This is a genomic window from Ramlibacter humi, assembly GCF_004681975.1.
GTDB classification, from domain to species: Bacteria; Pseudomonadota; Gammaproteobacteria; order Burkholderiales; family Burkholderiaceae_C; genus Ramlibacter; species Ramlibacter humi.
In genome coordinates, this window is sequence record NZ_SMLK01000001.1 from 214,872 (window position 1) to 240,380 (window position 25,509).

17 protein-coding genes are annotated in these 25,509 nt (G+C 68.5%); 6 read left to right on the top strand and 11 right to left on the bottom strand.

What is annotated here, in order from left to right; genetic code table 11:
• Nucleotides 1-45 precede the first annotated feature (45 nt).
• Nucleotides 46-3,675: a hydantoinase B/oxoprolinase family protein gene (locus EZ216_RS01065; RefSeq protein WP_135247723.1), complete on the bottom strand. Its 3,630-nt coding sequence runs from the start codon at nucleotides 3,673-3,675 to the stop codon at nucleotides 46-48.
• Nucleotides 3,676-3,826: 151 nt separating this feature from the next.
• On the opposite strand from EZ216_RS01065, the gene EZ216_RS01070 reads away from it, so the two are divergent.
• Nucleotides 3,827-4,696: an N-formylglutamate amidohydrolase gene (locus tag EZ216_RS01070; RefSeq protein WP_135247724.1), complete on the top strand. Its 870-nt coding sequence runs from the start codon at nucleotides 3,827-3,829 to the stop codon at nucleotides 4,694-4,696.
• Nucleotides 4,697-4,707: 11 nt separating this feature from the next.
• Here the strand turns inward: EZ216_RS01070 and EZ216_RS01075 are convergent, their stop codons facing one another.
• Together EZ216_RS01075 and EZ216_RS01080 are read right to left on the bottom strand one after the other, a co-directional pair.
• Nucleotides 4,708-5,295 (bottom strand): peroxidase-related enzyme, encoded by a 588-nt coding sequence (locus tag EZ216_RS01075; protein ID WP_135247725.1) that lies wholly within the window; start codon nucleotides 5,293-5,295, stop codon nucleotides 4,708-4,710.
• Nucleotides 5,296-5,348: 53 nt separating this feature from the next.
• Entirely contained in the window at nucleotides 5,349-8,459 is a 3,111-nt protein-coding gene (locus EZ216_RS01080) for a hybrid sensor histidine kinase/response regulator (RefSeq protein WP_135247726.1), read from the bottom strand.
• Between the two features lie 241 nt (nucleotides 8,460-8,700).
• Between EZ216_RS01080 and EZ216_RS21945 the strand changes: the two genes are divergently transcribed.
• Nucleotides 8,701-10,365, top strand: coding sequence for a methyl-accepting chemotaxis protein (locus EZ216_RS21945; RefSeq protein WP_275405126.1), 1,665 nt, complete (start codon nucleotides 8,701-8,703; stop codon nucleotides 10,363-10,365).
• A 256-nt stretch (nucleotides 10,366-10,621) separates the two neighbouring features.
• Here EZ216_RS21945 and EZ216_RS01090 read toward each other — a convergent pair whose 3' ends face one another.
• The 8 genes from EZ216_RS01090 to EZ216_RS01125 all read right to left on the bottom strand — a co-directional run bounded on the left by EZ216_RS01090 (nucleotide 10,622) and on the right by EZ216_RS01125 (nucleotide 19,369).
• The gene (locus EZ216_RS01090) at nucleotides 10,622-11,101 is read right to left on the bottom strand and encodes a MarR family winged helix-turn-helix transcriptional regulator (RefSeq protein ID WP_135247728.1); all 480 of its coding nucleotides are present in this window, start codon (nucleotides 11,099-11,101) and stop codon (nucleotides 10,622-10,624) included.
• Between the two features lie 16 nt (nucleotides 11,102-11,117).
• A complete protein-coding gene (locus tag EZ216_RS01095; RefSeq protein WP_135247729.1) occupies nucleotides 11,118-11,852 on the bottom strand; it encodes an ABC transporter ATP-binding protein in 735 nt (244 codons plus the stop codon).
• On the bottom strand, nucleotides 11,852-13,618 hold the full coding sequence (locus tag EZ216_RS01100; protein ID WP_135247730.1) for a branched-chain amino acid ABC transporter ATP-binding protein/permease: 1,767 nt from the start codon (nucleotides 13,616-13,618) through the stop codon (nucleotides 11,852-11,854). Before EZ216_RS01100 ends, EZ216_RS01095 begins: the two co-directional genes overlap by 1 nt.
• A gap of 1 nt (nucleotide 13,619) precedes the next feature.
• A complete protein-coding gene (locus tag EZ216_RS01105; RefSeq protein WP_135247731.1) occupies nucleotides 13,620-14,657 on the bottom strand; it encodes a branched-chain amino acid ABC transporter permease in 1,038 nt (345 codons plus the stop codon).
• Between the two features lie 146 nt (nucleotides 14,658-14,803).
• Nucleotides 14,804-15,925 (bottom strand): ABC transporter substrate-binding protein, encoded by a 1,122-nt coding sequence (locus EZ216_RS01110; protein ID WP_135247732.1) that lies wholly within the window; start codon nucleotides 15,923-15,925, stop codon nucleotides 14,804-14,806.
• A 38-nt stretch (nucleotides 15,926-15,963) separates the two neighbouring features.
• Nucleotides 15,964-16,728, bottom strand: coding sequence for an SDR family NAD(P)-dependent oxidoreductase (locus tag EZ216_RS01115; RefSeq protein WP_135247733.1), 765 nt, complete (start codon nucleotides 16,726-16,728; stop codon nucleotides 15,964-15,966).
• Nucleotides 16,725-18,596: a feruloyl-CoA synthase gene (locus EZ216_RS01120; protein ID WP_135247734.1), complete on the bottom strand. Its 1,872-nt coding sequence runs from the start codon at nucleotides 18,594-18,596 to the stop codon at nucleotides 16,725-16,727. The genes EZ216_RS01115 and EZ216_RS01120 overlap by 4 nt, the downstream gene beginning before the upstream one ends.
• Nucleotides 18,596-19,369 carry a crotonase/enoyl-CoA hydratase family protein gene (locus EZ216_RS01125; RefSeq protein WP_135247735.1) on the bottom strand — a complete coding sequence of 258 codons (774 nt, stop codon included), beginning with the start codon at nucleotides 19,367-19,369 and terminating at the stop codon, nucleotides 18,596-18,598. The genes EZ216_RS01120 and EZ216_RS01125 overlap by 1 nt, the downstream gene beginning before the upstream one ends.
• 92 nt (nucleotides 19,370-19,461) lie before the next feature.
• Between EZ216_RS01125 and EZ216_RS01130 the strand changes: the two genes are divergently transcribed.
• The 4 genes from EZ216_RS01130 (at nucleotide 19,462) to EZ216_RS01145 (ending at nucleotide 25,463) form a co-directional block, all read left to right on the top strand.
• The gene (locus EZ216_RS01130; protein ID WP_135247736.1) at nucleotides 19,462-20,325 is read left to right on the top strand and encodes an amidohydrolase family protein; all 864 of its coding nucleotides are present in this window, start codon (nucleotides 19,462-19,464) and stop codon (nucleotides 20,323-20,325) included.
• Nucleotides 20,326-20,658: 333 nt separating this feature from the next.
• On the top strand, nucleotides 20,659-22,581 hold the full coding sequence (locus tag EZ216_RS01135; RefSeq protein ID WP_135247737.1) for a PrkA family serine protein kinase: 1,923 nt from the start codon (nucleotides 20,659-20,661) through the stop codon (nucleotides 22,579-22,581).
• A gap of 36 nt (nucleotides 22,582-22,617) precedes the next feature.
• Nucleotides 22,618-23,928 carry a YeaH/YhbH family protein gene (locus tag EZ216_RS01140; protein ID WP_135247738.1) on the top strand — a complete coding sequence of 437 codons (1,311 nt, stop codon included), beginning with the start codon at nucleotides 22,618-22,620 and terminating at the stop codon, nucleotides 23,926-23,928.
• On the top strand, nucleotides 23,925-25,463 hold the full coding sequence (locus EZ216_RS01145) for a SpoVR family protein (protein WP_135247739.1): 1,539 nt from the start codon (nucleotides 23,925-23,927) through the stop codon (nucleotides 25,461-25,463). The genes EZ216_RS01140 and EZ216_RS01145 overlap by 4 nt, the downstream gene beginning before the upstream one ends.
• Nucleotides 25,464-25,509 lie beyond the last annotated feature (46 nt).

Here is a 25,509-nt window from a genome sequence, read left to right on the forward strand (position 1 = left end):
CGAAAGGCAGTCTAGCCGACCCCGCCTGCCGCGCTTCGTTCCCGCTCAGCTGCCGAAACCGCCGCCGCCGGGCGTGCGGATCTCGAACACGTCGCCCGGCTGCATCTGCGCCGAGCCGATGTGGTCCAGGCCTTCTTCGCGGCCATCCGCACGCACCACGCGGTTGACCCCGACCTGGCCGGGTTGCCCGCCGGCCATGCCGAAGGCGCCGTGCCTGCGGCCGTTGGACAGGATGCTGGCCGTCATCGGCTCCAGGAAGCGCACGCGGCGGATGCCGCCGTTGCCGCCATGCCAGCGGCCCGCGCCCCCCGAACCCTGCCGGATCTCGTAGCTGTCCAGCCGCACCGGGAAGCGGAATTCCAGCACCTCGGGGTCGGTCAGGCGCGAGTTGGTCATGTGGGCCTGCACGACGCTGGTGCCGTCGAAGCCGCCCACCAGCCGGCCCGCGCCGTCGTACACGCCGCCCGCGCCCGAGCCGCCGGAGATGGTTTCGTAGTACTGGTGCCGCTCGTTGCCGAAGGTGAAGTTGTTCATCGTGCACTGCCCCGCCGCCATCACGCCCAGCGCGCCGTACAGCGCGTTGGTAATGCAGGTGGACGTCTCCACGTTGCCCGCCACCACCGAGGCCGGCGGGTTGGGGTTCAGCATCGAACCCGGCGGGATGACCACTTTCAGCGGCTTCAGGCAGCCGGCGTTGAGCGGGATGTCGTCGTCCACCAGCGTGCGGAACACGTACAGCACCGCGGCCATGCAGACGGCGGTGGGCGCGTTGAAGTTGTTCGCCTGCTGCGGGCTGGTGCCGCTGAAGTCGATGGTGGCGCTGCGTTCCTTCGCGTCGACGCGGATGGCCACGCTGATTTGCGCGCCGTTGTCCAGCGGCAGCGTGAACTGCCCGTCCTTCAGCCGCGTGATGACGCGCCGCACCGACTCCTCGGCGTTGTCCTGCACGTGGCGCATGTAGGCCTGCACCACGCCCAGGCCGAACTGCGCGACCATCTTGCGCAGTTCCTGCACGCCTTTCTCGTTGGCGGCGATCTGCGCCTTCAGGTCGGCCAGGTTCTGCTCCGGGTTGCGGCTGGGGTGCTGCCCGCTGCGCAGCAGGGCGAGGATTTCCTTTTCCCGCAGCACGCCGCGATCGACCAGCTTGACGTTGTCGATCTGCACGCCTTCCTCCTCGATGCGGGTGGAGAAGGGCGGCATGGAGCCGGGCGTGGTGCCGCCGATGTCGGCGTGGTGCCCCCGGCTGCCGACGTAGAACATCGGCTTCGCGTCTTCCGGCGACAGGTACACCGGCGTGATGACGGTGACGTCGGGCAGGTGGGTGCCGCCGTGGTACGGGTCGTTCAGCACGTACACGTCGCCCGGCGCCATGGCGCCGGCGTTCTCGCGGATCACCGTCTTGATGCTCTCGCCCATGGAGCCCAGGTGCACCGGCATGTGCGGCGCGTTGGCGATGAGGTTGCCTTCGGCATCGAACAGCGCGCAGGAGAAATCCAGCCGCTCCTTGATGTTCACCGAGTAGGCGGTGTTCTGCAGCTGCAGGCCCATCTGCTCGGCGATGTTCATGAACAGGTTGTTGAACACCTCCAGCAGCACCGGGTCGACGTGCGTGCCAGCGGCGAAGCGCTGCTCGCGCGGCACGACGCGGTCGAGCACGATGTGGTCCAGCCCCGTCAGCTTCGCCTGCCAGCCGGGTTCGACCACGGTGGTGGCGTTCTTCTCCGCGATGATGGCCGGCCCGTCGATGCGGTCGCCCGCGCGCAGGTCCTCGCGTACCACCAGCGCCGCTTCGTGCCACTGGCCGCCGGAGTACATGCGCACCGTCTCGCGCCGCGGCACTTCGCGCACGGGCTGCTCGGGGCTCGAAGGTTCGGCCGGCGCATCGCCCGCGACCACGGCCTCGACCGAGACGGCTTCGACGACCAGCGCCTTGCCCTGCATCAGGAACGAGTAGCGCCGGCGGTACGCGGCTTCGAAGGCCGACTGGACCCGCGCCAGGTCGCCGAACGGCACCACCAGCGCGGCATCGCTGCCCTGGTAGCGCACGTGCACGCGGCGCGCCACGCGCACCTCGCCCGCGCTGACTTGCTGGCGCTGCAGTTCTTCCTGCGCGGCGCCGGCCAGCTTGTCGAGCAGTGCGGCTACTTGCGGCAGCGCGCCTTCGGCGAGAGGCAGCTCCACCGCCTGCTCGCGGATCACGTTCTGGTCGGCCAGGCCCATGCCGTAAGCCGACAGCACGCCGGCCAGCGGATGCACGAACACGCGTGCCATGCCCAGCGCGTCGGCCACCAGGCAGGCATGCTGGCCACCGGCGCCGCCGAAGCACTGCAGCGTGTAGCGCGTGACGTCGTAGCCCCGTGCCACCGAGATCTTCTTGATGGCATTGGCCATCTGCTGCACGGCGATGTCGATGAAGCCTTGCGCGGCTTCCTCGGCGCTGCGGCCTGTGCGCGCGGCGATCCCGGCGAACTTCGCCGCCGCCGCTTCGTGGCTGAGCGGCTCGTCGGCATTGGGGCCGAACACCTTGGGGAAGTAGCGCGGCTGGATCTTGCCCACCAGCACGTTCGCGTCGGTCACCGCCAGCGGGCCGCCGCGCCGGTAGCAGGCCGGGCCCGGGTTCGCGCCCGCGCTCTGCGGCCCCACGCGGAAGCGCGCGCCGTCGAATTCCAGGATCGACCCGCCGCCCGCCGCCACGGTGTGGATGCTCATCATCGGCGCGCGCATCCGCACGCCGGCCACCTGCGTCTCGAACTCGCGCTCGAACTCGCCCGCGAAGTGCGACACGTCGGTGGAGGTGCCGCCCATGTCGAAGCCGATCACCCGCTCTTGCCCGCCCAGGGCCGCGGTGCGCGCCATGCCCACGATGCCACCGGCGGGGCCGGACAGGATGGCGTCCTTGCCCTGGAATGCGTGCGCGTCCGTCAGGCCGCCGGACGACTGCATGAAGAACAGCTTCACGCCCGGCATCTCGGCCGCGACCTGGTCGACGTAACGGCGCAGGATGGGCGACAGGTACGCGTCCACCACGGTCGTGTCGCCGCGGCTGACGAACTTCATCATCGGGCTGGTGGCATGCGACGCGCTGACCTGCGTGAAGCCCGCTTCGCGCGCCAGCCGCGCAGCCGCTTCTTCGTGCGCCGTGTAGCGGTAGCCGTGCATGAACACGATGGCAGCGCTTCGAAGGCCGGCGGCATGGGCGGCAGCCAGTTCGTTGCGCAGGTGCGCCTCGTCGAACGCTTCAACGACATCGCCGTGTGCCCCGATGCGCTCATGCGCCTCGATCACGCGCGCGTACAGCAGCTCGGGCAGCACGATGTGGCGGTCGAAGAGGCGAGGGCGGTTCTGGTAGGCGATGCGCAACGCGTCGCGGAAGCCGCGCGTGGTGACCAGCAGCGTGGGCTCGCCCTTGCGTTCGAGCAGCGCGTTGGTCGCGACGGTCGTGCCCATCTTCACGCACTCCACCTGCTCGGGCCGGATGGGTTCGCCGGGCTTCAGGCCCAGCAGGTGCCGGATGCCGGCCACCGCCGCGTCGCGGTATTGCTCGGGGTTGTCCGATAGCAGCTTGTGCGTGACCAGCGAGCCGTCGGGCCGGCGGGCGACCACGTCGGTGAAGGTGCCGCCGCGGTCGATCCAGAACTGCCAGCGAGCGGGGGTGATGAATTTGTTGTTGGCCATGGGGGAACAGTCGTTGGGTGGACTTTACTTGTTGTGGTCATTCGACCTGTTGGCGTTGTGTGCGGCGGCCGTGCGGCGCGCCAGGCGCCACCCGCCGCGCACCCCCGGGACATCGAACCCGCCACCACAAGCACCAGAGTAGAGTCACCCCATGCCCCTTCAGCAAGAAAGCGCCCCCCAAGCCATTCGCGCCACCCCCGGCACCACCGCAGCCATCTTCGACTCCCCGCACAGCGGCACCGTCTACCCCGACGACTTCAACTACGCCTGCGGCTTCGCCGAGATGCGAACGGCGGAAGACACCCACGTCGAAAAGCTCTACGACTTCGCCCCTTCACTGGGCATTGCGTGGATCGAGGCCCTGTTCCCGCGCATCTACCTCGACCCCAACCGCGGCGAAACCGAGGTGGACGTCGACATGCTCGACGGCGCCTGGGACGGCGAAGTGGTCAGCGACGCCACGGCGCTCTCCAAGCTGCGCCTGGGCAAGGGATTGATCTGGCGCCAGACCGACGAAGGCCTGCCGGTCTACGACCGGAAACTCACGCCGCAGGAGGTGCGCGGCCGCATCGAACGCTGCTGGCGCCCATACCACCGCGCGGTGCAGCAGGCGATCGAGGCCGCGCATGCGCGCCACGGCTACAGCATCCACCTGAACTGCCATTCCATGCCGGCCGTGTCGGCGCCGTATTCCACCGACTACCCGGGCCTGAAGCATGCGGACTTCGTCTTCGGCGACCGCGACGGCACCACGGCCGACCCGAAACTCACCGCGCTGCTCGCCGGGTTCCTCCGCGATCGCGGCTACGACGTCGCGGTGAACCACCCGTACAAGGGCGTGGAACTGGTGCGCCGCTACGGCGACCCGGCTCGGCAGCGGCACAGCATCCAGCTGGAAACCAACCGGCGGCTGTACATGGACGAGGGCACTTTCGAGCTTCTGCCGCAGTCGGCTCAGCTGAAGGCGGACCTGAAGGCGCTGTCGGAACTGATCGTGCGGACCGACCCGCGCCAGCTGTAGAAGGCGCGCTTCTACTTCTTCTCTTTGGGCACCCGGCCCATCAGGTAGAACTCCGGATTCGGCTCCATGCCGGAGAAGCTGGCCATCCGGTTCGACAGCCCGAAGAACGCGGTGATCGCCGCGATGTCCCAGATGTCCTCGTCCGAGAAACCGTGCGCGTGCAGCGGCGCGAAATCGCTCTCGTCGATTTCCTGCGAGCGCAGGCACACCTTCATCGCGAAGTCCAGCATCGCGCGCTGCCGCGGCGGGATGTCGGCCTTGCGGTAGTTCACGGCCACCTGGTCGGCCACCAGCGGCTTCTTCTCGTAGATGCGCAGGATGGCGCCGTGCGCCACCACGCAGTACAGGCACTGGTTGGCCGCGCTGGTGGCGGTGACGATCATCTCGCGCTCGCCCTTGGTCAGGCCGCTTTCGCGGCCCACGGTCTCGGGCGTCATCAGCGCGTCGTGGTAGGCGAAGAAAGCGCGCCACTCGGCCGGGCGGCGCGCGAGGGCGAGGAACACGTTGGGCACGAAGCCGGCCTTTTCCTGCACTTCCAGGATGCGGGCACGGATGTCCTCGGGCACCTGCTCGAGGGTGGGGGCGGGGTAGCGTTTCACGGTGGGTGTCTCCTGCGGCCGGCCATTATCGGCCGCGCCGCAGGGGCACGCGCTCAGGCCAGCTCGAGCAGCGTCTGCTCCGCCACGGCGAGCAGCGCGCCGACCTGGCGGCCGGCCTCTTCGGGCGCGTGGCGCGCCGCCTTCTCGGCGGCCGCGGCCACGCTGGCCAGGCGGCTGGCGCCGACGCCCGCGGCCGCGGCCTTCAGCGTGTGGAAGTGCCGCAGCAAATCCTGCGCGGGCAGCGCCTGGCGCAACGCGGCGATGGTGCTGCGCAAGTCGTCGCCGAAGATGCGCACGATGCGCTCCAGCAGGTCCGGCTGGCCGCCTAGCACGGACAAGGCCTTCTCGCGGTCCCACAGCGGCAGCTCCGCATGCCCGGCGGCGGCCGCTTGGGGCGCGGGCGGGGCGGTGCATGGTCGCCCATGCGCGTGCGACTGGATGGTGCGCACCAGGTCCTCCAGCACGAAAGGCTTGCCGATGTGGCCGTCCATGCCGGCGGCCATGCATTCCTCGCGGTCGTTGTCCATCGCGTTGGCGGTCATCGCCAGGATCGGCAGCTCGCGCAGGCCCAGCTGCTGGCGGATGTGCCGCGTGGCCTCCAGGCCGCCCATCACGGGCATCAGCACGTCCATCAGCACCAGGTCATAGCGGTGGCCCAGCGCCAGCCGGTCCACGGCCTGGCGGCCGTCGGCCGCGACGTCGATCTCGGCGCCTTCGCGGGTGAGCAGCTCGTAGGCGATCTGCTGGTTCACCACGTTGTCTTCCACCAGCAGCAGCTTCAGGCCCGCCAGCGGCGCGCAGGCCACCGGCCCGGGCCGCCGCGCGGCGGCCGGACCGCCGAGCGCGTCGCGCAGCGCCGCCTCGATCATCGAACCGGTCACCGGCTTGACCAGGTAGCCGTCGATCAGCGCCTGTTCCGCCGCGGGGCGGCGGCCGAGCATCTCGCGCCCGTAGGCGGTCAGCATCAGCAGCAGCTGCGGTTCCTTGCCGGCCTGCATCTCGCGGATGCGCAGGCTGGTTTCCCAGCCGTCCAGGCCGGGCATGTTCCAGTCGATGAAGATCGCGTCGTAGCGGGTGCCGGGCGAGCCCAGCCGCTCCAGCGCCTCGCGGCCGCTGGACGCCACGTCGGCGCGCCAGCCCTGCGACGCGGCGATGCCGGCCAGCGATTCGCGCGCGACCACGTTGTCGTCCACGATCAGCACGCGCTCGATCGGCAGCGCATCCGCCGCGGGCGCGGCGACCGCGGCCGCGAGCGGCAGTTCCACCTCGAACCAGAAGCGGCTGCCCGCGCCGGCGGTGCTCTGCACGTGCAGGTCGCTGCCCATCATCGCCGCCAGGCGGCGGCAGATGCTCAGGCCGAGGCCGGTGCCGCCGAAGGCGCGCGCGATCTCGCCGCTGGCCTGCGCGTAGTCGTCGAACAGGCGCGTGCACTGTTCCGGCGTGATCCCGATGCCGGTGTCGCGCACCGCGAACTCCACCCGCACCGCGTTCGCGGAGGCCGACAGCAGCCGCAGCTGCACGACCACTTCGCCGGACTGGGTGAACTTGACGGCGTTGCCGCCCAGGTTGATCAGGATCTGCCGCAGCCGCATGTCGTCGGCTACCAGGCGGTCGGGGATGCGGCTGTCGATGTCGTACAGCACCTCCACCGGCTTGCGGCCGACGGCGCCGGCCAGGATGGTGGACAGGTCGGCCAGCAGCGCGTCCAGCGAGAACGCGCGCGGCTCCAGCTGCATGCGGCCGGCCTCGATCTTGGAGAAGTCCAGGATGTCGTTGAGCAGCGAGAGCAGCGAGCGCGCCGCGCCTTCGGCCTTGTCGGTGTAGTCCTTCTGCCGGCTGTCCAGGCCCGTGGCCTGCAGCAGCGCGAGCATGCCCACCACCGCGTTCATCGGCGTGCGGATCTCGTGGCTCATGCTGCTGAGGAAGCGGCTCTTGGCCTGGCTGGCCGCCACGGCGGCGTCGCGCGCGCGGCGCAGTTCGGTCACGTCCTGCGCCACGGTGAAGACGCCGGCCACCTCGCCTTCGGCGAAGTGCGGCAGGTAGTGCACGATCCACGAGGTGGCGTGGCCGTCGGCGTCGGTGGCTTCCTGCTCCATGCGGCGCGCGCTGCCCTTCAGCGCCGCCGCCATGTGCTCGTCGTCCAGCTGCAGCGTGCCTTCGCGCTCGAACACGCGGGTGTCGCGGCGCGCGCCCAGCACCTGGTCGCGTTCCACGCCCAGCAGCTCGCAGTATTTGCGGTTGACGAAGCGGCAGCGGCGATCGGCGTCCCAGTACGCCAGGCGCACCGGCATGTGGTCGGCCATCACCCGCATCAGGTGTTCGCCTTCGGCCACGCGCTGCTCGGCTTCCATCAGCGCCTGCATGGAGCGGCTCAGCTCGTCGTTCTCCGACTGCACGCGATCCAGCGCCAGCAGATGGGCGTCCAGCAGTCGGTCGAAGCTGGTGCCCAGCGAAGCCAGTTCGTCCGTGCCGGCCATGCCGCTGCGGGCCTTCAGGTCGCCCGCGGCCACGCGTTCGATGGTGGCCTGTAGCCTGTCCAGCGGCCTGGCCAGCCCGCGGTACACCCACCACGCGATGAGCAGCGCGCACAGCAGCAGCACGCCGCCGGCCACCTCGTCGCGCCGGCGTTCCTCGGCGAGCAGCACCATGAGTCTTTTCCTGTCTTCGCGCTCGCTGGTGTCGATCAGCTCGGCCAGGGCCTTGATCGCCGCTGCGCCGTACGGCAAGGTGGTGGCCGCGCGCCAGGTGGCGGCTTCCTCCAGCTGGCCGGCGTCCACCAGTTCGAACCAGTGCGGCCGCGCCCGGCGGTAGCGCTCGAAAGCCAGCTGCACCGCGCGCGCGCCGTCCCGCTCCGGCGGCGACAGGTCGCCCGACGCGGCGAAGTCCTGCAGGCCGTGCTCGAAGGTGGCATACAGCCCGGGTTCGGCGCCGACGATGCGGCGGCGGTCTTGCGGCCCGGGGACCGCCAGGTATTGCGGCGGGCCGTAGCGCAGTTCCCACATCGCGTTCTGCGCCCGCGCCAGGTAGGCGGCCTTGCCGTGCTGGCGGCCCAGCGTCTCCATGGTCTGCTCGGTGTGGACGGTGTCGTAGACGTTGTAAGCGCAGATCAGCGCCACGATCACGCTGAAGCCGGCGACAAGCCGGGTGCGTATGCTGAGGTTCATCCCGGCAGTGTCTGGGCCGCGCGCGGCAGGCGGTCCTTCGAAAAGCGGCGGCGCGGGGCCGCATCTGTGCGCCCGAGGGCGCGAAAGCGCGATCTGCGCCGCCGGCACGGCGCTTTTCCGCGCGCCGCGCCCGGCCTGGCTCAAGAAGAATCGCCGCGATCCGAAATACAGGCGTCGACCGGCATGCGCCGGCCCGTCTCATGCAGTACGCCCCGCGCGCCGCGGGCAGGAGGATTCGCACATGCAGTGGTTCAGGAACATGGCCGTCGGCCGGCGGTTGGCCTTCGGCTTTGCCGCGCTCATCGTCTTCGGGCTGGCCAGCTCGCTCGCGGGCATCGCGCGGCTGCGAGAAGTCGAGCGCATGACCCAGCGCCTGGGCGTCGAGGACGCCGAAATGCTGGTGCTCACGCAGCAGTGGACGCGCGCGATCGAGGCCAACACCGCCCGCAACTGGGTGGTGTTCTTCGTGCGCGAGCCGGTCGTCATGGCCAAGGTCAAGGACGAAATGGCCGCCGTGGTCACCCGCGTCAACGCCAACCTCAAGCGCATCAACGAGCTGATGGTGGGCGACGACGAGGGCCTGGCCCTGATCGCGCGCATCACGAAGCAGCGCGAGGAGTACCAGAAGACGCGCAACGAGCTGTTCAAGAAGATGGACGCCGGCGAGTCCGTCGCGCGCGACGCCATGGAACGCCTGGCGCCGATGGCGGCGTCGTACCTGGCCTCCATCGAGGACGTGGCCGAGCACCAGCGCCGCCGCGCGCGCACACACATGGAAGATGCCGAGAAGGCCGCCGACCAGGGCGTGTTCGTGCTGGCCGCCGGCGCCGTGCTGGCGCTGCTGGCGGGCATCGGCCTAGCCTGGATCATCACCCGTTCCGTCGTCAAGCCCGTGCGCGAAGCGCAGGCCGTGGCCGACGCCATCGCCTCCGGCGACCTGGGCGTGCAGATCCGTACCGACCGCCGCGACGAGATCGGCCAGCTGATGGCGGCGATGTCGCGCATGGCGGCCGAACTGCGCCGCATCGTGGGCGAAGTGCGCGACAGCAGCGACGGCATCGCCACCGGCTCGGGCCAGATCGCCACCGGCAACGTGGACCTGAGCCAGCGCACGGAAGAACAGGCTTCCAACCTGCAGCAGACAGCCGCCTCGATGAAGCAGCTGTCAAGCACGGTTCGCAGCAACGCCGAGAGCGCCCGCCGCGCCAGCGAACTGGCCGGCAGCGCCAGCGAAGTGGCCCGCCAGGGCGGCCAGGCCGTCGGCGAGGTCGTGCAGACCATGGAGGCGATCAGCGCGGCCAGCCGCAAGATCGCCGACATCACCGGCGTGATCGACGGCATCGCCTTCCAGACCAACATTCTGGCGCTGAACGCCGCGGTGGAAGCCGCGCGCGCCGGCGAGCAGGGCCGCGGCTTCGCGGTCGTGGCCAGCGAAGTGCGCACGCTCGCGCAGCGCAGCGCCGACGCGGCCAAGGAGATCAAGGCCCTGATCGGCGACAGTGCCGGCAAGGTCGAGGACGGCAGCCGCCAGGTTGACGAGGCCGGCCGCACCATGCAGAACATCGTGCGCCAGGTGCAGGAAGTCGCTGAGCTGGTGGACCGCATCAGCGCCGCGACCAACGAACAGGACGAGGGCATCACGCACCTCGACAGCGCGGTTCAGCAGCTGGACCAGGTCACGCAGCAGAACGCCGCGCTGGTCGAGGAAAGCGCCGCCGCCGCCGAGAGCCTGAACCAGCAGGCGCAGCGCCTGGTGCAGGCCGTGGCCGTGTTCCGCCTGGGCCAGGACGGCATGCGCCAGGCGATCTCACAGGCGCAGGCGTCCAGCCTCGCTTCCGTGCAGGCGGTGGCCATGCCCGCGATGCCGAACGTTGCCACCAAGGGCGACAACTGGCAAAGCTTCTGACCCCATCTGCGGGACATCAACGCGGAGGCCCTGCAGTCCAGCAGGCGATTCGAGGGGCGTGATCAACCGGGTTCCATGCCGGTGGCATGGAACGTGCAAAGCAAGGGTGGCGGCTTCTTTTTGGCGAGAGGCGCCGCCCTTGTTTCCTTCATGGTTCTTGCGGGACGGAAACCGCATTCGGGGGACTGCTCAGGCAGTCCCCCTTTTTTTGTGCGCAGCGCCCGGCCATGGGGCGCGAAGAATGCGGACGCCGCATTCAAGGGCGCTGGTACACCTTGCGCAAGAGGCGCAGCAACGTCTTCAGTTCGGCCGCGCTCAGGCGGTTGCCCACCTCGCGCTCCAGGTCGGCGGCCGTCTTCTCGGCCTGCCGCATCAGCTTGATGCCGGCGGCCGTGGGGTGCAGGCCGGTGGCGCGGCCGTCGCGGGGATGCGGCTTGCGCTCGATCAGCTCTCGCTTTTCCAGCGCGCCCACGAGCGCCACCAGGTTGGGCGGCAGGATGCCCAGCGCGGTGCACAGCTGGCGCGAGGTGATGCCGGGGTTGTGCACCACCAGCGACATGACGGAGAAGTCCACCGGGCGCATCCGGTAGCCGGACATGCGCGGCAGGAACACTTCGATCACCGCCAGCGCCGCGCGGCGCGCGTTATAGCCGAGCAGCGTTTCCAGGAAGCTGGTGTCGACCTGCTCGACGACCGGCGGTTCGTCGGGCAGCTTGGTGGCGGAACTGCGGGGCATGGGGCTGGGTCTCCTGTCAGGCCCTGGCCTTGCCGGCGCCCAGGTAGGTGTCGATCACGCGCGGGTCGCCGGCGAGTTCGCGCGCGGGGCCTTGCAGCTTGATGGCGCCGGTTTCCAGCACGTAGCCGTGGTCGGCCACTTCCAGCGCCGCGCGCGCGTTCTGCTCGACGAGCAGGATGGACACGCCCTGTTCGCGCAGGCGGGAAATGATCTGGAAGATCTCCTTCACCACCAGCGGCGCCAGGCCCAGGCTGGGCTCGTCCAGCATCAGCAGCTTGGGCTGCGCCATCAGCGCGCGGCCCACCGCCAGCATCTGGCGTTCGCCGCCCGACAAGGTGCCCGCCAGTTGCGCGCGGCGTTCCTTCAGGCGCGGGAAGAGGGCGTAGACACGCTCCAGGCCGTCGCGCCACTGGGGGATGCCCAGCTTCATCGGCCGCCAGCCGCCCAGCACCAGGTTGTCTTCCACCGGCATGGTGCCGAACAGCTCGCGCTTTTCCGGCACCAGGGCCAGGCCCATCATCACGCGGTCTTCCAGCGTGGTGTCGGCAAGGTTCTGCCCATCGAAAGTGAGGCGGCCGCGCGCGGGCAGCAGGCCCATCAGCGCGTTGAGCGTGGTGGACTTGCCCGCGCCGTTGGGGCCGATGACGGTGACGACCTGCCCCGCGGCCAGTTCGAAGTCCAGGCCGGTGAGCACTTCGGCGCGGCCGTAGCCGGCGTGCAGCCCTTGCACTTGGAGAAGCGGCGCGGCCATCAGTGTTCCGTTCCCAGGTAGGCGGCGCGCACGGCGGGGCTGGCCTGCACTTCGGCGGGCGTGCCTTCCATCAGGCGGGTGCCGAACTCCATCACCACGATGCGGTCGGTGAGGCCCATGACGAATTCCATGTCGTGTTCCACCAGCAGCAGGCTCATGCCTTCGTCCTTCAGCTGGCGCAGCACCGCGGCCAGCGCCTGCTTTTCCTGGTGGCGCAGGCCCGCGGCGGGCTCGTCCAGCAGCAGCAGGGCGGGATCGGTGCAAAGGGCGCGCGCGATCTCCATCAGCCGCTGCGGACCCAGGGCCAGGTTGCCGGCGAGGTCGTGCATGCGGTCGGCCAGGCCGATGCGCGCCAGCTGGCGCTCGGCTTCGGCGAACAGGCGCTTTTCTTCCACGCGGTCCATGCGCAGCATGGCGCGCACGGTGCCGCACTGGCCGCGCAGGTGGCCGCCCAGCGCGACATTCTCCAGCACGGTCATCTCGGGGATCATCTTCACGTGCTGGAAGGTGCGCGAGATGCCGCGGCGCGCGATCTCGCGCGAAGGCAGGCCGCCGATGGCTTCGCCGCGCCAGCGCACCTGGCCGCCGGTGAGCGAGAGCACGCCGGTGACCAGGTTGAAGGTGGTGGACTTGCCGGCGCCGTTGGGGCCGATCAGGCCGACGAGGTCACCCGCGCGCAGTTCGAAGCTGACGTCGTTGACGGCAACCAGGCCGCCGAATTCCTTGCGCACCGCATCCACCTGCAGCAGCGGCTGGCCGCGGGCGGGCTTGTCGCGAGCGGGCAGCGCGGGTGCATCGGCCCAGTCGCGCGGGCGGTCCTCTCGCGGCAGCCAGCGCGCGACGAAGGTCCACAGGCCGTCGGGCGCGTACTTCAGCACGACGACCAGCACGATGCCGAACACGATGGTTTCGAAGTTGCCCGAAGTGCCGATCAACTTGGGCAGCAGCACCTGCAGCTGGTCGTCGGTGAGCTTGACCACCGCGGCGCCCAGGAAAGCGCCCCACACGTGCGACACGCCGCCCAGCACCGCCATGAACAGGTACTCGATGCCCTTGCCGATGGAGAAGGGCGTGGGGTTCACCGTGCGCTGGAAGAACGCGAACAGCCAGCCGGACACGGCGGCCAGCACCGCGGCGAGCACGAACACCACCAGCTTGTAGCGGAAGGTGGACACGCCCATCGCTTCGGCCATGGTGGCGCCGCCCTTGACGGCGCGGATGGCGCGGCCCGGGCGAGAGTCGAGCAGGTTGGCGCACCCCAGCGCCGCGAGCAAGGCGATCGCCCACACCAGCACGTGTAGGCCGCGCCCCGTGCCGAGGTCGAAACCGAAGACCTGCAGCGTGGGCACGCCGAGGATGCCGTCGTACTTGCCCAGCCATTCCATGTTGCCCATGGTGTAGTACAGCGCCAGGCCCCAGGCGATGGTGGCCAGCGGCAGGTAGTGGCCCGACATGCGCAGCGTGATGGCGCCCAGCACCAGCGCGGCGCAGACCGCCAGCCCCACGCCGAGCAGAAGCGCGAGCCAGGGCGATGCGGACAGCTTCACCGTCATGAACGCCGCGGCGTACGCACCGACGCCGACGAACGCGGCCTGGCCGAACGAGGTGAGACCGGCCACGCCGGTGAGCAGCACCAGGCCCAGCGCGACGAGCGCGTACAGGCCGATGTAGATGGCTTGCGTGATCCAGAAGTCCGGCACCGGCAGCGCGGGCAGGGCCAGCATGATCACGCCGAAGAGCGGGAAGGCGAAGCGGCGCAGCTTCATCTCAGTGCTCCTCCGTGTGCGGGTCGCGCAGGCTCCGCCACAGCAGCACCGGCAGGATGGAGGAGAACACGATCACTTCCTTGAACGGGCTGCTCCAGAACGAGCCGAAGCTTTCCAGCAGGCCGACGGCCAGCGCGCCCACCAGCGCCAGCGGGTAGCTGGCGAGCCCCGCGAACACGGCGGCGACGAAGCCCTTCAGGCCGATGAGGAAGCCGCTGTCGTAGAAGATCGTCGTGGTGGGGCCGATCAGCAGCCCCGACAGCGCGCCGATGAAGGCGGCCATGCCGAAAGCCATGCGGCCGGCGGCTGCGGACGAGATGCCCATCAGACGCGCACCGGAGCGATTGACCGCGGTGGCGCGCAGCGCCTTGCCGGTGAGCGTGCGGTCGAAGAACAGCCACAGCGCGACGATCAGCACGAGGGTGGCGATGAAGATGATCAATGCCTGGCCGCTCAACGCGACGGGACCGGCGGAGAAGCGCGCGTCCCAGAACGCCGGGTTGCGGAAGCCTTCCGCGCCGAAGAAGAACAGGCCCAGGCCGACCAGCGCGAAGTGCACGCCGACGGAGACGATCAGCAGCACCAGCACGCTGGCGTCGGCCAGCGACTCGTAGGCCAGGCGGTAGATCAGCTGGCCGAACGGCGCGACCAGCGCGAGCGTCAGCAGCGCCTGCGCCAGCATCGGCCAGCCGCGCGGCGCGGCGTAGATGGCGACGGCGGAGGCGATGACCGGCCACGCCAGGGTGCGCATCAGGCGCATCGCGATGCGCCCGGGCGCGACGTGATGGCGCAGGCCGTCCACCAGGTCGGCGAGCGCGGCCACGCCGGCCAGCACGAGCAGGAACCACACGGTCCCCGGCACCTTGCCGGCCTGGAGCAGGGCCAGGGTGAGCGCGCCGAAGGCGACGAACTCCCCCTGGGGAATGAAGATGACCCGCGTCACCGCGAAGACCAGCACGGTCGCGAGCGCGAGCAGGGCATACACGGCGCCATTGGTCAGGCCGTCGAGCGCGAGGATGCCGGCGATGGAGAGATCCACATTGAGTCCTGGATTGCGTCATCCCCGCGGAGGCGGGGATCCATGGCTTCCACGACCGTGTCGATCGTGGATCCCCACGTGCGCTTTCGCTCCTCACGCGGGGATGACGCCGTGTGCGCGGCCGGCACTCGCCGGCCGCTGCGGCGTCACTTCTCGACGACGAACTTGCCGTCCACCACCTTCAGCATCACGCCCGTCTCGTTCGTGTAGCCCCAGTGGTCGTCCTTGGTCCAGTTCATCACGCCGTGCGCGAACACGGTGCGGCCCATGGTCTCGAAAGCGTCGCGCAGCGCGGCGCGGAATTCCGGCGTGCCGGGCTTGGCCTTCTGCTTGGCGATGGGCACGGCCTTCTGCAGCGCGATGGCGGCGTCGTAGCTGTGGCCGGCGAACTGGTTGGGCGCGCCGAAGTTCTTCTCGTAGTTGGAATAGAAGTCCATCGCCGTCTTCTTGGACGGGTGGCTGTCGGGCAGCTGCGCACCCACCACGGCCGGGCCGGACACCACGTAGGTGCCGTCCACGGCCTTGCCGCCGATGCGCATCAGGTCGCCGGTGGCGGCGGCGTGCGTCTGGTAGATCTTGCCCTTGTAGCCGCGCTCGAGGATGGCCAGCTCGGGCATCGCGGCGCCGGAGCCGGAAGCCACGACGAGGATGGCGTCGGGGTTGGCCGAGGTGAGCTTCAGCGCCTGCGGCGTGACGCTGGTGTCGGTGCGCTGGAAGCGTTCCGTCGCGACGATCTTCATGCCGGCCTTCTCGGCCAGCGGCGTCAGCGCCTTCAGCCACAGTTCGCCGTAGGCGTCGGTGTAGCCCAGGAAGCCGATCGTCTTGATGTTGTGCTTCTTCATGTGCTCGACCATCGCGTGCGCCATGACGTCGTTGCCTTGCGGCAGGCGGAACAGCCAGGGGCTGTCGCCACCGACGGGCGAGGCGGCCAGCTGCACGGTCTTGGCTTCGGCGGCCACGGGCGTCATGGCGGCGGCCACCGGCGTCAGGCACGAGCCGATGATGAGGTCCACCTTGTCCTCGGTGACGAAGCGGCGCGTGTTGCTCACGCCCTTGCCCGGGTCGGACGCGTCGTCCAGGATGATCAGGTTGACCTTCTCGCCGGCGATTTCCTTGGGGAACAGCTTGAACTGGTTCTGCATCGGCAGGCCCAGGCCCGAGCCGGGGCCGGTGAGCGACAGGCTGACGCCGATGTTCAGGTCGGCCAGCGCCGAGCCGGCGGCCAGCAGGGCCACGGCGGCCGTGACCAGGGTGCGTGCGAATTTCATGGGGTTGTCTCCTTCGGGTGGGAAAAAGTAAGGCCTGCTCAGCGCGGCGCCATGCGCAGCGCCCCGTCCAGGCGGATCACCTCGCCGTTGAGGTGCGTGTTGGTGATGATGTGGCAAGCCAGCTGGGCGAATTCTTCGGGTTTGCCCAGCCGGGGCGGGAAGGGGATGGACGCGGCCAGCGACTGCTGCACCGGCTCGGGCAGCTGTTTCATCAGCGGCGTGAGGAACAGGCCGGGCGCGACGGTGCACACGCGGATGCCGTGCTGCGCCAGGTCGCGCGCCATCGGCAGCGTCATGCCCACCAGGCCGCCCTTCGAAGCGCTGTAGGCCTGCTGGCCCACCTGGCCGTCGAAAGCGGCGACGGAGGCGGTGAACATCATCACGCCGCGCTCGCCGTCTTCCAGCGGGGGCAGCTTCGCGCATTCCGCGGCGAACAGGCGGCTGACGTTGTAGGTGCCGACCAGGTTGACGTTGATGACGCGCGCGAAGTCTTCCAGCGGCGCGGCGCTGCCGTCCTTCTGCACCACGCGCTTGGCGGTGCCGATGCCGGCGATGTTCATGCAGATGCGCGCCGGGCCGTGCGCCTGGGCGGCCTGGGTCAGCGCGTCCTGCGTGCTTTGCGCGTTCGTGATGTCGCACTGCACCGCGACGCCGCCGATGTCCGCCGCGACCTTCTTCGCCAGGTCGGCGTTGACGTCCAGCACCGCGACCTTCGCGCCCAGGCGCGCCAGTTCGCGCGCGGTGGCTTCGCCGAGGCCGGAAGCGCCGCCGGTGACGATGGCGGCCTGTCCCTGGATGTTCATTTCCTGTCTCCTTGCGGTTTGACCGTGAAGGGCTGCCGGTCGTCGTGGAAGTCCTGCACCAGCGCATCACGGTGCTTGAGCACGGCGCGCTGGTTGATGGAGCCCTTGTCGGTGACCTCGCCCTTGTCGATGGACGGCGGCTCGTGCATCAGGTGCAGGCGGGCGACCCGGTTGGCGCTGCCCGTCGCCTGCGCGGCGAGCTGGTCGACGACCTCCTGGAAATGGGCCTGCACGGGCGCGCTTTCCAGCACATCTTTCAACGGCGCGTCGCCGGGCAGGCCGGCCAGCTTGCGGATGGCGGGCGTGGGCAGCAGCAGCGCGCCGACTTCGTTGCGGTTGAGGCCGGTGATGACCGCGTCCTGCACATACGGCGCACCGGCCGCGATGATGCGCGCGCGCAGCGGCCCCACGCTGACGAAGGTGCCGGTGGCGAGCTTGAAGTCTTCGGCGATGCGGCCGTCGAAACGCAGGCCCAGGTGCGGGTTGGCGTCGTCGATCCAGCAGACGGCATCGCCGGTGCGGAAGAAGCCCTCTTCGTCGAAGCACTCGGCGGTGGCTTCCGGCGCGCGCCAGTAGCCCGGCGTGATGTTCGGGCCCTTGTAGCGGACCTCCACCTTGCCGTCGACCGGCACCAGCTTCAGCTCCATGCCGGCGCTGGGCAGGCCCAGGTGGCCGGACTTCACCTGCGGGTTGGTGACGAAGATGGCGAAGGGCGACGACTCGGTCATGCCCAGGCCGGTGCCCATCACGATGCGCTCGCCGATCTCGGCTTCCTGCACCTCGTGCAGCAGGTCCCACACGGGCTGCGCGAGCGCCGCGCCCGAGTAGAAGAACATGCGCACGCGCGAGAGCAGGTTCCTGCGCAGCACCGCATCGGCCTTCATCGCGTGCGCGATGGCCTCGAAGCCGGTGGGCACGTTGAAGTACACGGTGGGCGCGACCTCGCGCAGGTTGCGCAGCGTCTCGCCCATCAGCGCAGGCGTGGGTTTGCCGTCGTCGATGTACAGCGTGCCGCCGTTGTAGATGACCAGGCCGATGTTGTGGTTGCCGCCGAAGGTGTGGTTCCAGGGCAGCCAGTCCACCAGCACGGGCGGGCCTTCCTGCAGCACCGGCATCGACTGGCGCATCTGCTGCTGGTTGGCGCACCACATGCCGTGCGTGTTGACCACGCCCTTGGGCAGCTTGGTGGAGCCGCTGGTGAACAGGAACTTGGTGATGGTGTCCGGACCCGTCGCGTCCATCGCGGCATCCACCGCGGGCGTGGGCTCGGTGCGCAGCAGCTGCGACCAGTGCGTGGTGGCGCGGCCGTCCGGAACCTCGCCGGAGCACAACACCACTTCGACGTCCTTGGGCACGGTGGCGGCGATGGCCTTGCCGTAGCGTGCGCCGTCGGTGGCGAACACCAGGCCCGGCGTCAGCGTGTCCAGCACGTGGCGCAGCTTGTCGTAGTCCTGGCTGACGGTGGAATAGGCGGGTGACACCGGGCAGTGCGGCACGCCGGCGTACAGGCAGCCCAACGCCATCAGCGCGTGTTCCAGGCTGTTCTCGCTGAGGATGGCCACGGGGCGCTCGGCCGACAGCTTGCGGTCGACCAGCGCCTGGCCGATGCTGCGCGCGGCGCGCAGCGCTTCTCCGTACGTGATGCGCTGCCAGTCGACCGTGCCGCCGTCGGCCAGCTTCTCGCGGCGTGCGATGAACACGCGCTGCGGGTCGGTGCCGGCCCAGTGCACCAGGCGGTCGGTCATGCGGCGGGCGTAGGGCTGCAGCTGCGCGTCACCGCGCAGGTATTGCACGCCGCCTTCACCGTCGCGCACGTGGGCGCGCGTGATGCCGAACGCGAGCGGGCGGTAGCGGGGCGAGGCAGCCATCAGCCTTTGCTCACCTTGTTGGCGCGGCCTTCGAGGAAGGCGCGCACGCGCTCCTTGGCTTCCGGCGCGCTCTGCGCGATGGCGGACATCAGCGCTTCGGTGAGGTAGCCCTGGTCGGCCGGCTGTTCCGCGATGCGCGGCAGCGCGTGCATCAGCGCGTAGTTGGTGAGCGGCGCGTTCTGCGCGATGCGCCCGGCGATCTCCAGCGCCTTCGCGGTGGACTGGCCCTGCGGCACCAGGTACTGCGCGAAGCCGGCGCGTTCGCCGTCCTGCGCGTTGTAGACACGGCCGGTGAGCATCATGTCGGTCATGCGCGCGACGCCGATCAGGCGCGGGATGCGCACCGAGCCGCCGCCGCCGACGAAGATGCCGCGCGAGCCTTCGGGCAATGCGTAGAACGTGGTGTCGTCGGCCACACGCACGTGGCACGCGGCCGCGAGTTCCAGTCCGCCGCCGACCACCGCGCCGTGCAACGCGGCGACCACGGGCACGGGGCCGAACTGCACCTCTTCCAGCGCGGCATGCCACATGCGCGAGTGGTGCATGCCGGCGCCGGCATCGCGCTCCTGCAGCTCCGACAGGTCCAGCCCGGCGCAGAAATGGTCGCCTTCACCGTCGAGTACGGCGGCGCGCGTGCCTTCGGGCAGGTTCTGGAAGGCGTCGCGGATGGCCAGGATCAGGCCGTCGGACAGCGCGTTGCGCTTGGCGGCGCGTTTCAGGCGCACGATGGCGACGGCGCCGCGGTGCTCGATGTGCAGGTCGGGGGAAGTCATGTGGCGGTTCGGAAAACCATGGATTATTGTTATGGGCAATAATCAAAAACAAGCCAATCCCGCAGGGGTAAACCCTTAAGCCAGGAGACAAGATGGACCACGCCAACCTCATCGCCATCGACGTGCACACGCACGCCGAAGTCAGCTGCTGGAACCCGTTCGACAACTACGGCGAGGAATACGACCGCGCCGCCGACAAGTACTTCCGCAACAGCCGCCGCCCCACCATCGCCGAAACCATCGCGTACTACCGCGAACGCAAGATCGGCCTGGTGATGTTCACCGTCGACAGCGAATCGCAGCTGGGCCGCCGGCGCATCCCCAACGAGGAGATCGCGCAGGCGGCGCGCGAGAACAGCGACATGATGGTGTGCTTCGCCAGCATCGACCCGCACAAGGGCAAGATGGGCGCGCGCGAAGCCGAGAGGTTGATCCGGGAAGAAGGCGTCAAGGGCTTCAAGTTCCACCCCACGGTGCAGGGCTACCACCCGTACGACAGGATGGCCTGGCCGATCTACGAGGTGATCAACGCGCACAAGCTGCCTGCGATCTTCCACACCGGCCACAGCGGCATCGGCTCGGGCATGCGCTGCGGCGGTGGCCTGCGCCTGGAGTACAGCAACCCCATGCACCTGGACGACGTGGCGATCGACTTCCCCGACATGCAGATCGTCATGGCGCACCCGAGCTTTCCGTGGCAGGACGAAGCGCTGTCCGTCGCCACGCACAAGCCCAACGTGTGGATCGACCTTTCCGGCTGGAGCCCGAAGTACTTCCCGAAGCAGCTGGTGCAGTACTCGAACACGCTGCTGAAGGACCGCGTCCTCTTCGGCAGCGACTACCCGCTGATCACGCCGGACCGCTGGATGAAGGATTTCGAGGACGCGGGCTTCAAGCCCGAAGTGATGCCCGGCATCCTGAAAGGCAACGCGATGCGCCTGCTTGGCCTCGGCTGACGCACGCCGCACGCACCGGTTTGAGGCGCGCCGCGGGCGCGCCTTTTTTCTGCCGCGGCACGCGAAGAAGCGGGCGCAGATTGGTGCACGCAAACGCGATCCGCGCAAGCGTCTTTACGCTGCGGCGTGACGCTGTTGCGCACCGAGTGCATGCGGGCGACAGGGCATTCCCCTAGCAACTTTTCGCGCTTCATTTTTCTCTATGGTTCACCTACAGTGAAGTACGCCATCCGCCTACAGGGTCACGGTGCCTCAGCAGGGCTTAAGCGCTAAAGTGGGTCACCGGCATCACCTGTACGCAGGGCTGGCAGCGATACCAGAAGGAGTTCACGCATGGATGTGGTTCGCAATTTCCTGGCGCGTTACGAGCAGCAGCGCGAAGAGGAAATGTCCCTCGAGGAATACCTCGAGCTGTGCAAGAGGGACAAGCTGGTCTACGCCACCGCCGCCGAGCGCATGCTGGCCGCGATCGGCGAACCCGAGATGGTGGACACGCGGCACGACACGCGCCTGTCGCGCATCTTCGGCAACAAGGTCATCCGCATCTACCCCGCGTTCAAGGACTTCTACGGCCTGGAAGAGCCCATCGAACAGGTGGTCTCTCACTTCCGCCACGCCGCGCAGGGCCTGGAGGAAAAGAAGCAGATCCTTTACCTGCTGGGCCCGGTGGGCGGCGGAAAGTCTTCCATCGCCGAGCGGCTCAAGCAGCTGATGGAGCAGGTGCCGTTCTACGCCATCAAGGGTTCGCCGGTGAACGAATCGCCGCTGGGCCTGTTCAACAACGACGAGGACGCGCCCATCCTGGAGCAGCAGTTCGGCATCCCGCGCCGCTACACGCAGCGCGTCATGTCGCCCTGGGCCGTCAAGCGCCTCGAGGAGTTCGGCGGCGACATCCGCAAGTTCCGCATCGTCAAGCGCTACCCCTCGGTGCTCAAGCAGATCGGCATCGCCAAGACCGAGCCGGGCGACGAGAACAACCAGGACATCAGCTCTCTGGTCGGCAAGATCGACATCCGCAAGCTGGAAAGCTACGCGCAGGACGACCCGGACGCGTACAGCTACTCCGGCGGCCTGTGCCTGGCCAACCAGGGCCTGCTCGAATTCGTCGAGATGTTCAAGGCGCCCATCAAGGTGCTGCACCCGCTGCTGACGGCCACCCAGGAAGGCAACTTCAAGGGCACGGAAGGCTTCGGCGCCATCCCGTTCGACGGCATCGTGATGGCCCACAGCAACGAAAGCGAGTGGAAGGCGTTCAAGAACAACAAGAACAACGAAGCCTTCCTGGACCGCATCTACATCGTCAAGGTGCCGTACTGCCTGCGCGTCACCGAAGAGGTGAAGATCTACGACAAGCTGATCAAGAACAGCTCGCTGAAGGACGCGGTGTGCGCCCCCGGCACGCTGAAGATGATGGCGCAGTTCGCCGTGCTCACGCGGCTGAAGGAACCCGAGAACAGCAGCATCTTCAGCAAGGCGCTGATCTACGACGGCGAGAACCTGAAGGACACCGACCCCAAGGCCAAGAGCTACCAGGAGTACCGCGACTACGCCGGCGTCGACGAGGGCATGACGGGCATCAGCACGCGCTTCGCGTTCAAGATCCTGTCCAAGGTCTTCAACTTCGACAGCAACGAGATCGCCGCCAACCCGGTGCACCTGATGTACGTGCTGGAACAGCAGATCGAGCGCGAGCAGTTCCCGCAGGAAACCGAGCAGAAGTACCTGGCGTACATCAAGGAGCACCTGGCCGCCCGCTACGCGGAATTCATCGGCAAGGAAATCCAGACCGCGTACCTGGAGTCGTACTCCGAGTACGGCCAGAACATCTTCGACCGCTACGTCACCTACGCCGACTTCTGGATCCAGGACCAGGAGTTCCGCGACACCGACACCGGCGAGATCTTCGACCGCGCCGCGCTCAACGCGGAGCTGGAAAAGATCGAGAAGCCCGCGGGGTTGTCCAACCCCAAGGACTTCCGTAACGAGATCGTCAACTTCGTGCTGCGCGCGCGCGCCAACAACGGCGGCAAGAACCCGGTGTGGACCAGCTACGAGAAGCTGCGCACGGTGATCGAGAAGAAGATGTTCTCCAACACCGAGGACCTGCTGCCGGTCATCAGCTTCAACGCCAAGGCCAGCGCCGACGAGCAGAAGAAGCATGAGGACTTCGTCAACCGCATGGTGGAGAAGGGCTACACGCACCGGCAGGTGCGCCTCCTCTGCGAGTGGTACCTGCGGGTCCGCAAGAGTTCGTGAAGCAAATGGCCTGACACAAGGAAAGTCCCCAAGTCCGTGGCCTCCAGCAACAAGTCGGAGCGCTCGGCGCTCCACCAGGTGATCGACCGGCGTCTGTCGGGCAAGAACAAGTCCATCGGCAACCGGGAGAGGTTCCTGCGCCGCTACCGCGAGCAGATCCGCGACGCGGTCCGCAAGGCGGTGGGCGACCGCAGCATCCACAACATCGAAGACGGCGCCGACATCAGCCTGCCGCGCCGCGACGTGTCCGAACCGGTGTTCGGCCACGGCTCCGGCGGCAGCCGCGAGCTGGTGCATCCCGGCAACCAGGAGTACGTGCGCGGCGACCGCATCCAGCGGCCCCGCGGCGGGCAGGGCGGTGGCGGCAGCGGCGCTTCGCCGGATGGCCAGAGCGAGGACGAGTTCACTTTCCGCATCACGCGGGAGGAATTCATGAACTACTTCTTCGACGACCTGGCGCTGCCGCGGCTCATCCGCACCCAGCTGCTGGCCGACGTGCCGGAGTGGAAGACCCGCCGCGCCGGCTTCGTCAGCGAAGGCAACCCCACCAGCCTGCACGTGGTGCGCTCCATGCGCGTGGGGCTGGCGCGCCGCATCGCGATGGGCGGCGACGCGCGCCGTCAATTGCGCCGCGCCGAAGAGCACCTGAAGCTGATCGAAGCGCGCGACCACACGCCCGTGCAGGAGATCGTCGCGCTGAAGGCCGAGATCCAGGAACTGAAGGACCGCCTGAAGCGCGTGCCTTTCCTCGACCCCTTCGACCTGCGCTACCGCAGCCGCGTGCGCGAGCCGCTGCCCACCAGCAAGGCGGTGATGTTCTGCCTGATGGACGTTTCGGGTTCGATGGACGAAGCGCGCAAGGACCTCGCCAAGCGCTTCTTCATCCTGCTGTACCTGTTCCTCAGCCGGCACTACAAGCAGACCGACGTCATCTTCATCCGCCACCACACGCAGGCGGCCGAGGTGCCGGAAGACGAGTTCTTCCACGCCACCGAGTCGGGCGGCACCGTGGTGTCCAGCGCGCTGGTCCTGATGCACGAGATCGTCCGCGAGCGGTACATGGGCAGCGAGTGGAACATCTACGGCGCGCAGGCCTCCGACGGCGACAACTGGCAGCAGGACTCGTCCAAGTGCCGCGAGCTGCTGGACAACAAGCTGCTGCCCCTGTGCCGCTACTTCGCCTACGTACAGGTGGCGGACGAGGACCAGAACCTGTGGGAGGAGTACACCCGGGTGCGCGACAGCAACGTCAACTTCGCCATGCAGAAGATCGTGACGCCCGCGCAGATCTTCCCGGTGTTCCGGGACCTGTTCAAGAAGGGCCCCGTCGGGGCGGCCGCCGAATGAACGCGATCCTCGACGACAACCGCATGCGGCTGCCGCGCCTGCCGCAGGCCAGCGACTGGACCTTCGAGCTCATCGAGGAGTACTTCGACGCCATCCGCAAGACCGCCGAAGGCTTCCACCTGGACGTCTACCCCACGCAGCTGGAAGTGATCTCGGCCGAGCAGATGCTGGACGCGTACGCTTCGGTCGGCATGCCGGTGAACTACCGCCACTGGTCGTTCGGCAAGCAGTTCATCTCCAGCGAGAAGAACTACCGCCGCGGCCACATGGGCCTGGCGTACGAGATCGTCATCAACAGCGACCCCTGCATCGCGTACCTGATGGAGGAGAACACGCTGCCCATGCAGGCGCTGGTGATGGCGCACGCCTGCTTCGGCCACAACTCGTTCTTCAAGGGCAATTACCTGTTCCGCATGTGGACGGACGCGTCGTCCATCATCGACTACCTGGTCTACGCCAAGGCGTACATCGCCGAATGCGAGGAGCGCCACGGCCTGGACGCGGTCGAGGAAGTGCTGGACGCCTGCCACGCGCTGATGAACTACGGTGTCGACCGCTACCGCCGGCCGCAGAAGATCAGCATGGTGGAAGAGGAGCAGCGCCGCAAGGAGCGCGAGGACTACCTGCAGCAGCAGGTGAACGACCTGTGGCGCACGCTGCCGCGCCAGCCCGGCAAGCAGCAGAAGCAGGAGCGCCGCCGCTTCCCCGAGGAGCCGCAGGAAAACCTGCTGTACTTCATCGAGAAGAACGCGCCGCTGCTGGAACCGTGGCAGCGCGAAGTGGTGCGCATCGTGCGCAAGGTGGCGCAGTACTTCTACCCGCAGCGCCAGACCCAGGTGATGAACGAAGGTTGGGCCACGTTCTGGCACTACACGCTGCTGAACACCATGTACGACCGCGGCCAGCTGGCCGACGGCATGATGATGGAGGTGCTGTCCTCGCACACCAACGTGGTGTTCCAGCCGCCGGTGACCGATCCGCGCTATTCCGGCATCAACCCGTACGCGCTGGGCTTCGCGATGTTCACCGACCTGAAGCGCATCTGCGTGGAGCCGACGCCCGAAGACCGCGAGTGGTTCCCCGACTTCGCGGGCAGCGGCGACTGGCTGAAGACGCTGGACTACGCCATGCGGCACTTCAAGGACGAGAGCTTCATCGGCCAGTACCTGTCGCCGCGGCTGATGCGCGAGTTCCGCCTGTTCTCCATCGTCGACGACGCGGCGCAGCGCGAGCTGGAAGTCGCCGCCATCCACGACGACCTGGGCTACCGCCGCGTGCGCGAGGCGCTCTCGCGCCAGTACGACATCAACGTGCGCGAGCCCAACATCCAGGTGTGGAACGTCAACCTGCGCGGCGACCGTTCACTGACGCTGCGCCACACCCGCCACAACGACCGGCCGCTGGACAACAGCGCCGAAGAGGTGGTCAAGCACGTCGCCCGCCTGTGGGGCTTCCGCGTGCGGCTGGAAAGTGTCGACTCGCACGAGCGGGTGCTCCAGCACTGGGAAATCACGCCGCCGGCGGTTGGGCTGTAGGCGTGCCCGTCGCGCCTCGCAGGGGGCGGACTCCCTTACGCGGAGC

What these genes read in the sequence shown, in the direction of transcription:
- EZ216_RS01065 (WP_135247723.1), bottom strand. Translation starts at nt 3,675, where the DNA reads ATGGCCAACAACAAATTCATCACCCCCGCTCGCTGGCAGTTCTGGATC.
- EZ216_RS01130 (WP_135247736.1), top strand. Translation starts at nt 19,462, where the DNA reads ATGGACCACGCCAACCTCATCGCCATCGACGTGCACACGCACGCCGAA.
- EZ216_RS01145 (WP_135247739.1), top strand. Translation starts at nt 23,925, where the DNA reads ATGAACGCGATCCTCGACGACAACCGCATGCGGCTGCCGCGCCTGCCG.
- EZ216_RS01135 (WP_135247737.1), top strand. Translation starts at nt 20,659, where the DNA reads ATGGATGTGGTTCGCAATTTCCTGGCGCGTTACGAGCAGCAGCGCGAA.
- EZ216_RS01125 (WP_135247735.1), bottom strand. Translation starts at nt 19,369, where the DNA reads ATGACTTCCCCCGACCTGCACATCGAGCACCGCGGCGCCGTCGCCATC.
- EZ216_RS01080 (WP_135247726.1), bottom strand. Translation starts at nt 8,459, where the DNA reads ATGAACCTCAGCATACGCACCCGGCTTGTCGCCGGCTTCAGCGTGATC.
- EZ216_RS01070 (WP_135247724.1), top strand. Translation starts at nt 3,827, where the DNA reads ATGCCCCTTCAGCAAGAAAGCGCCCCCCAAGCCATTCGCGCCACCCCC.
- EZ216_RS01095 (WP_135247729.1), bottom strand. Translation starts at nt 11,852, where the DNA reads ATGGCCGCGCCGCTTCTCCAAGTGCAAGGGCTGCACGCCGGCTACGGC.
- EZ216_RS01110 (WP_135247732.1), bottom strand. Translation starts at nt 15,925, where the DNA reads ATGAAATTCGCACGCACCCTGGTCACGGCCGCCGTGGCCCTGCTGGCC.
- EZ216_RS01090 (WP_135247728.1), bottom strand. Translation starts at nt 11,101, where the DNA reads ATGCCCCGCAGTTCCGCCACCAAGCTGCCCGACGAACCGCCGGTCGTC.
- EZ216_RS01120 (WP_135247734.1), bottom strand. Translation starts at nt 18,596, where the DNA reads ATGGCTGCCTCGCCCCGCTACCGCCCGCTCGCGTTCGGCATCACGCGC.
- EZ216_RS21945 (WP_275405126.1), top strand. Translation starts at nt 8,701, where the DNA reads ATGCAGTGGTTCAGGAACATGGCCGTCGGCCGGCGGTTGGCCTTCGGC.
- EZ216_RS01100 (WP_135247730.1), bottom strand. Translation starts at nt 13,618, where the DNA reads ATGAAGCTGCGCCGCTTCGCCTTCCCGCTCTTCGGCGTGATCATGCTG.
- EZ216_RS01115 (WP_135247733.1), bottom strand. Translation starts at nt 16,728, where the DNA reads ATGAACATCCAGGGACAGGCCGCCATCGTCACCGGCGGCGCTTCCGGC.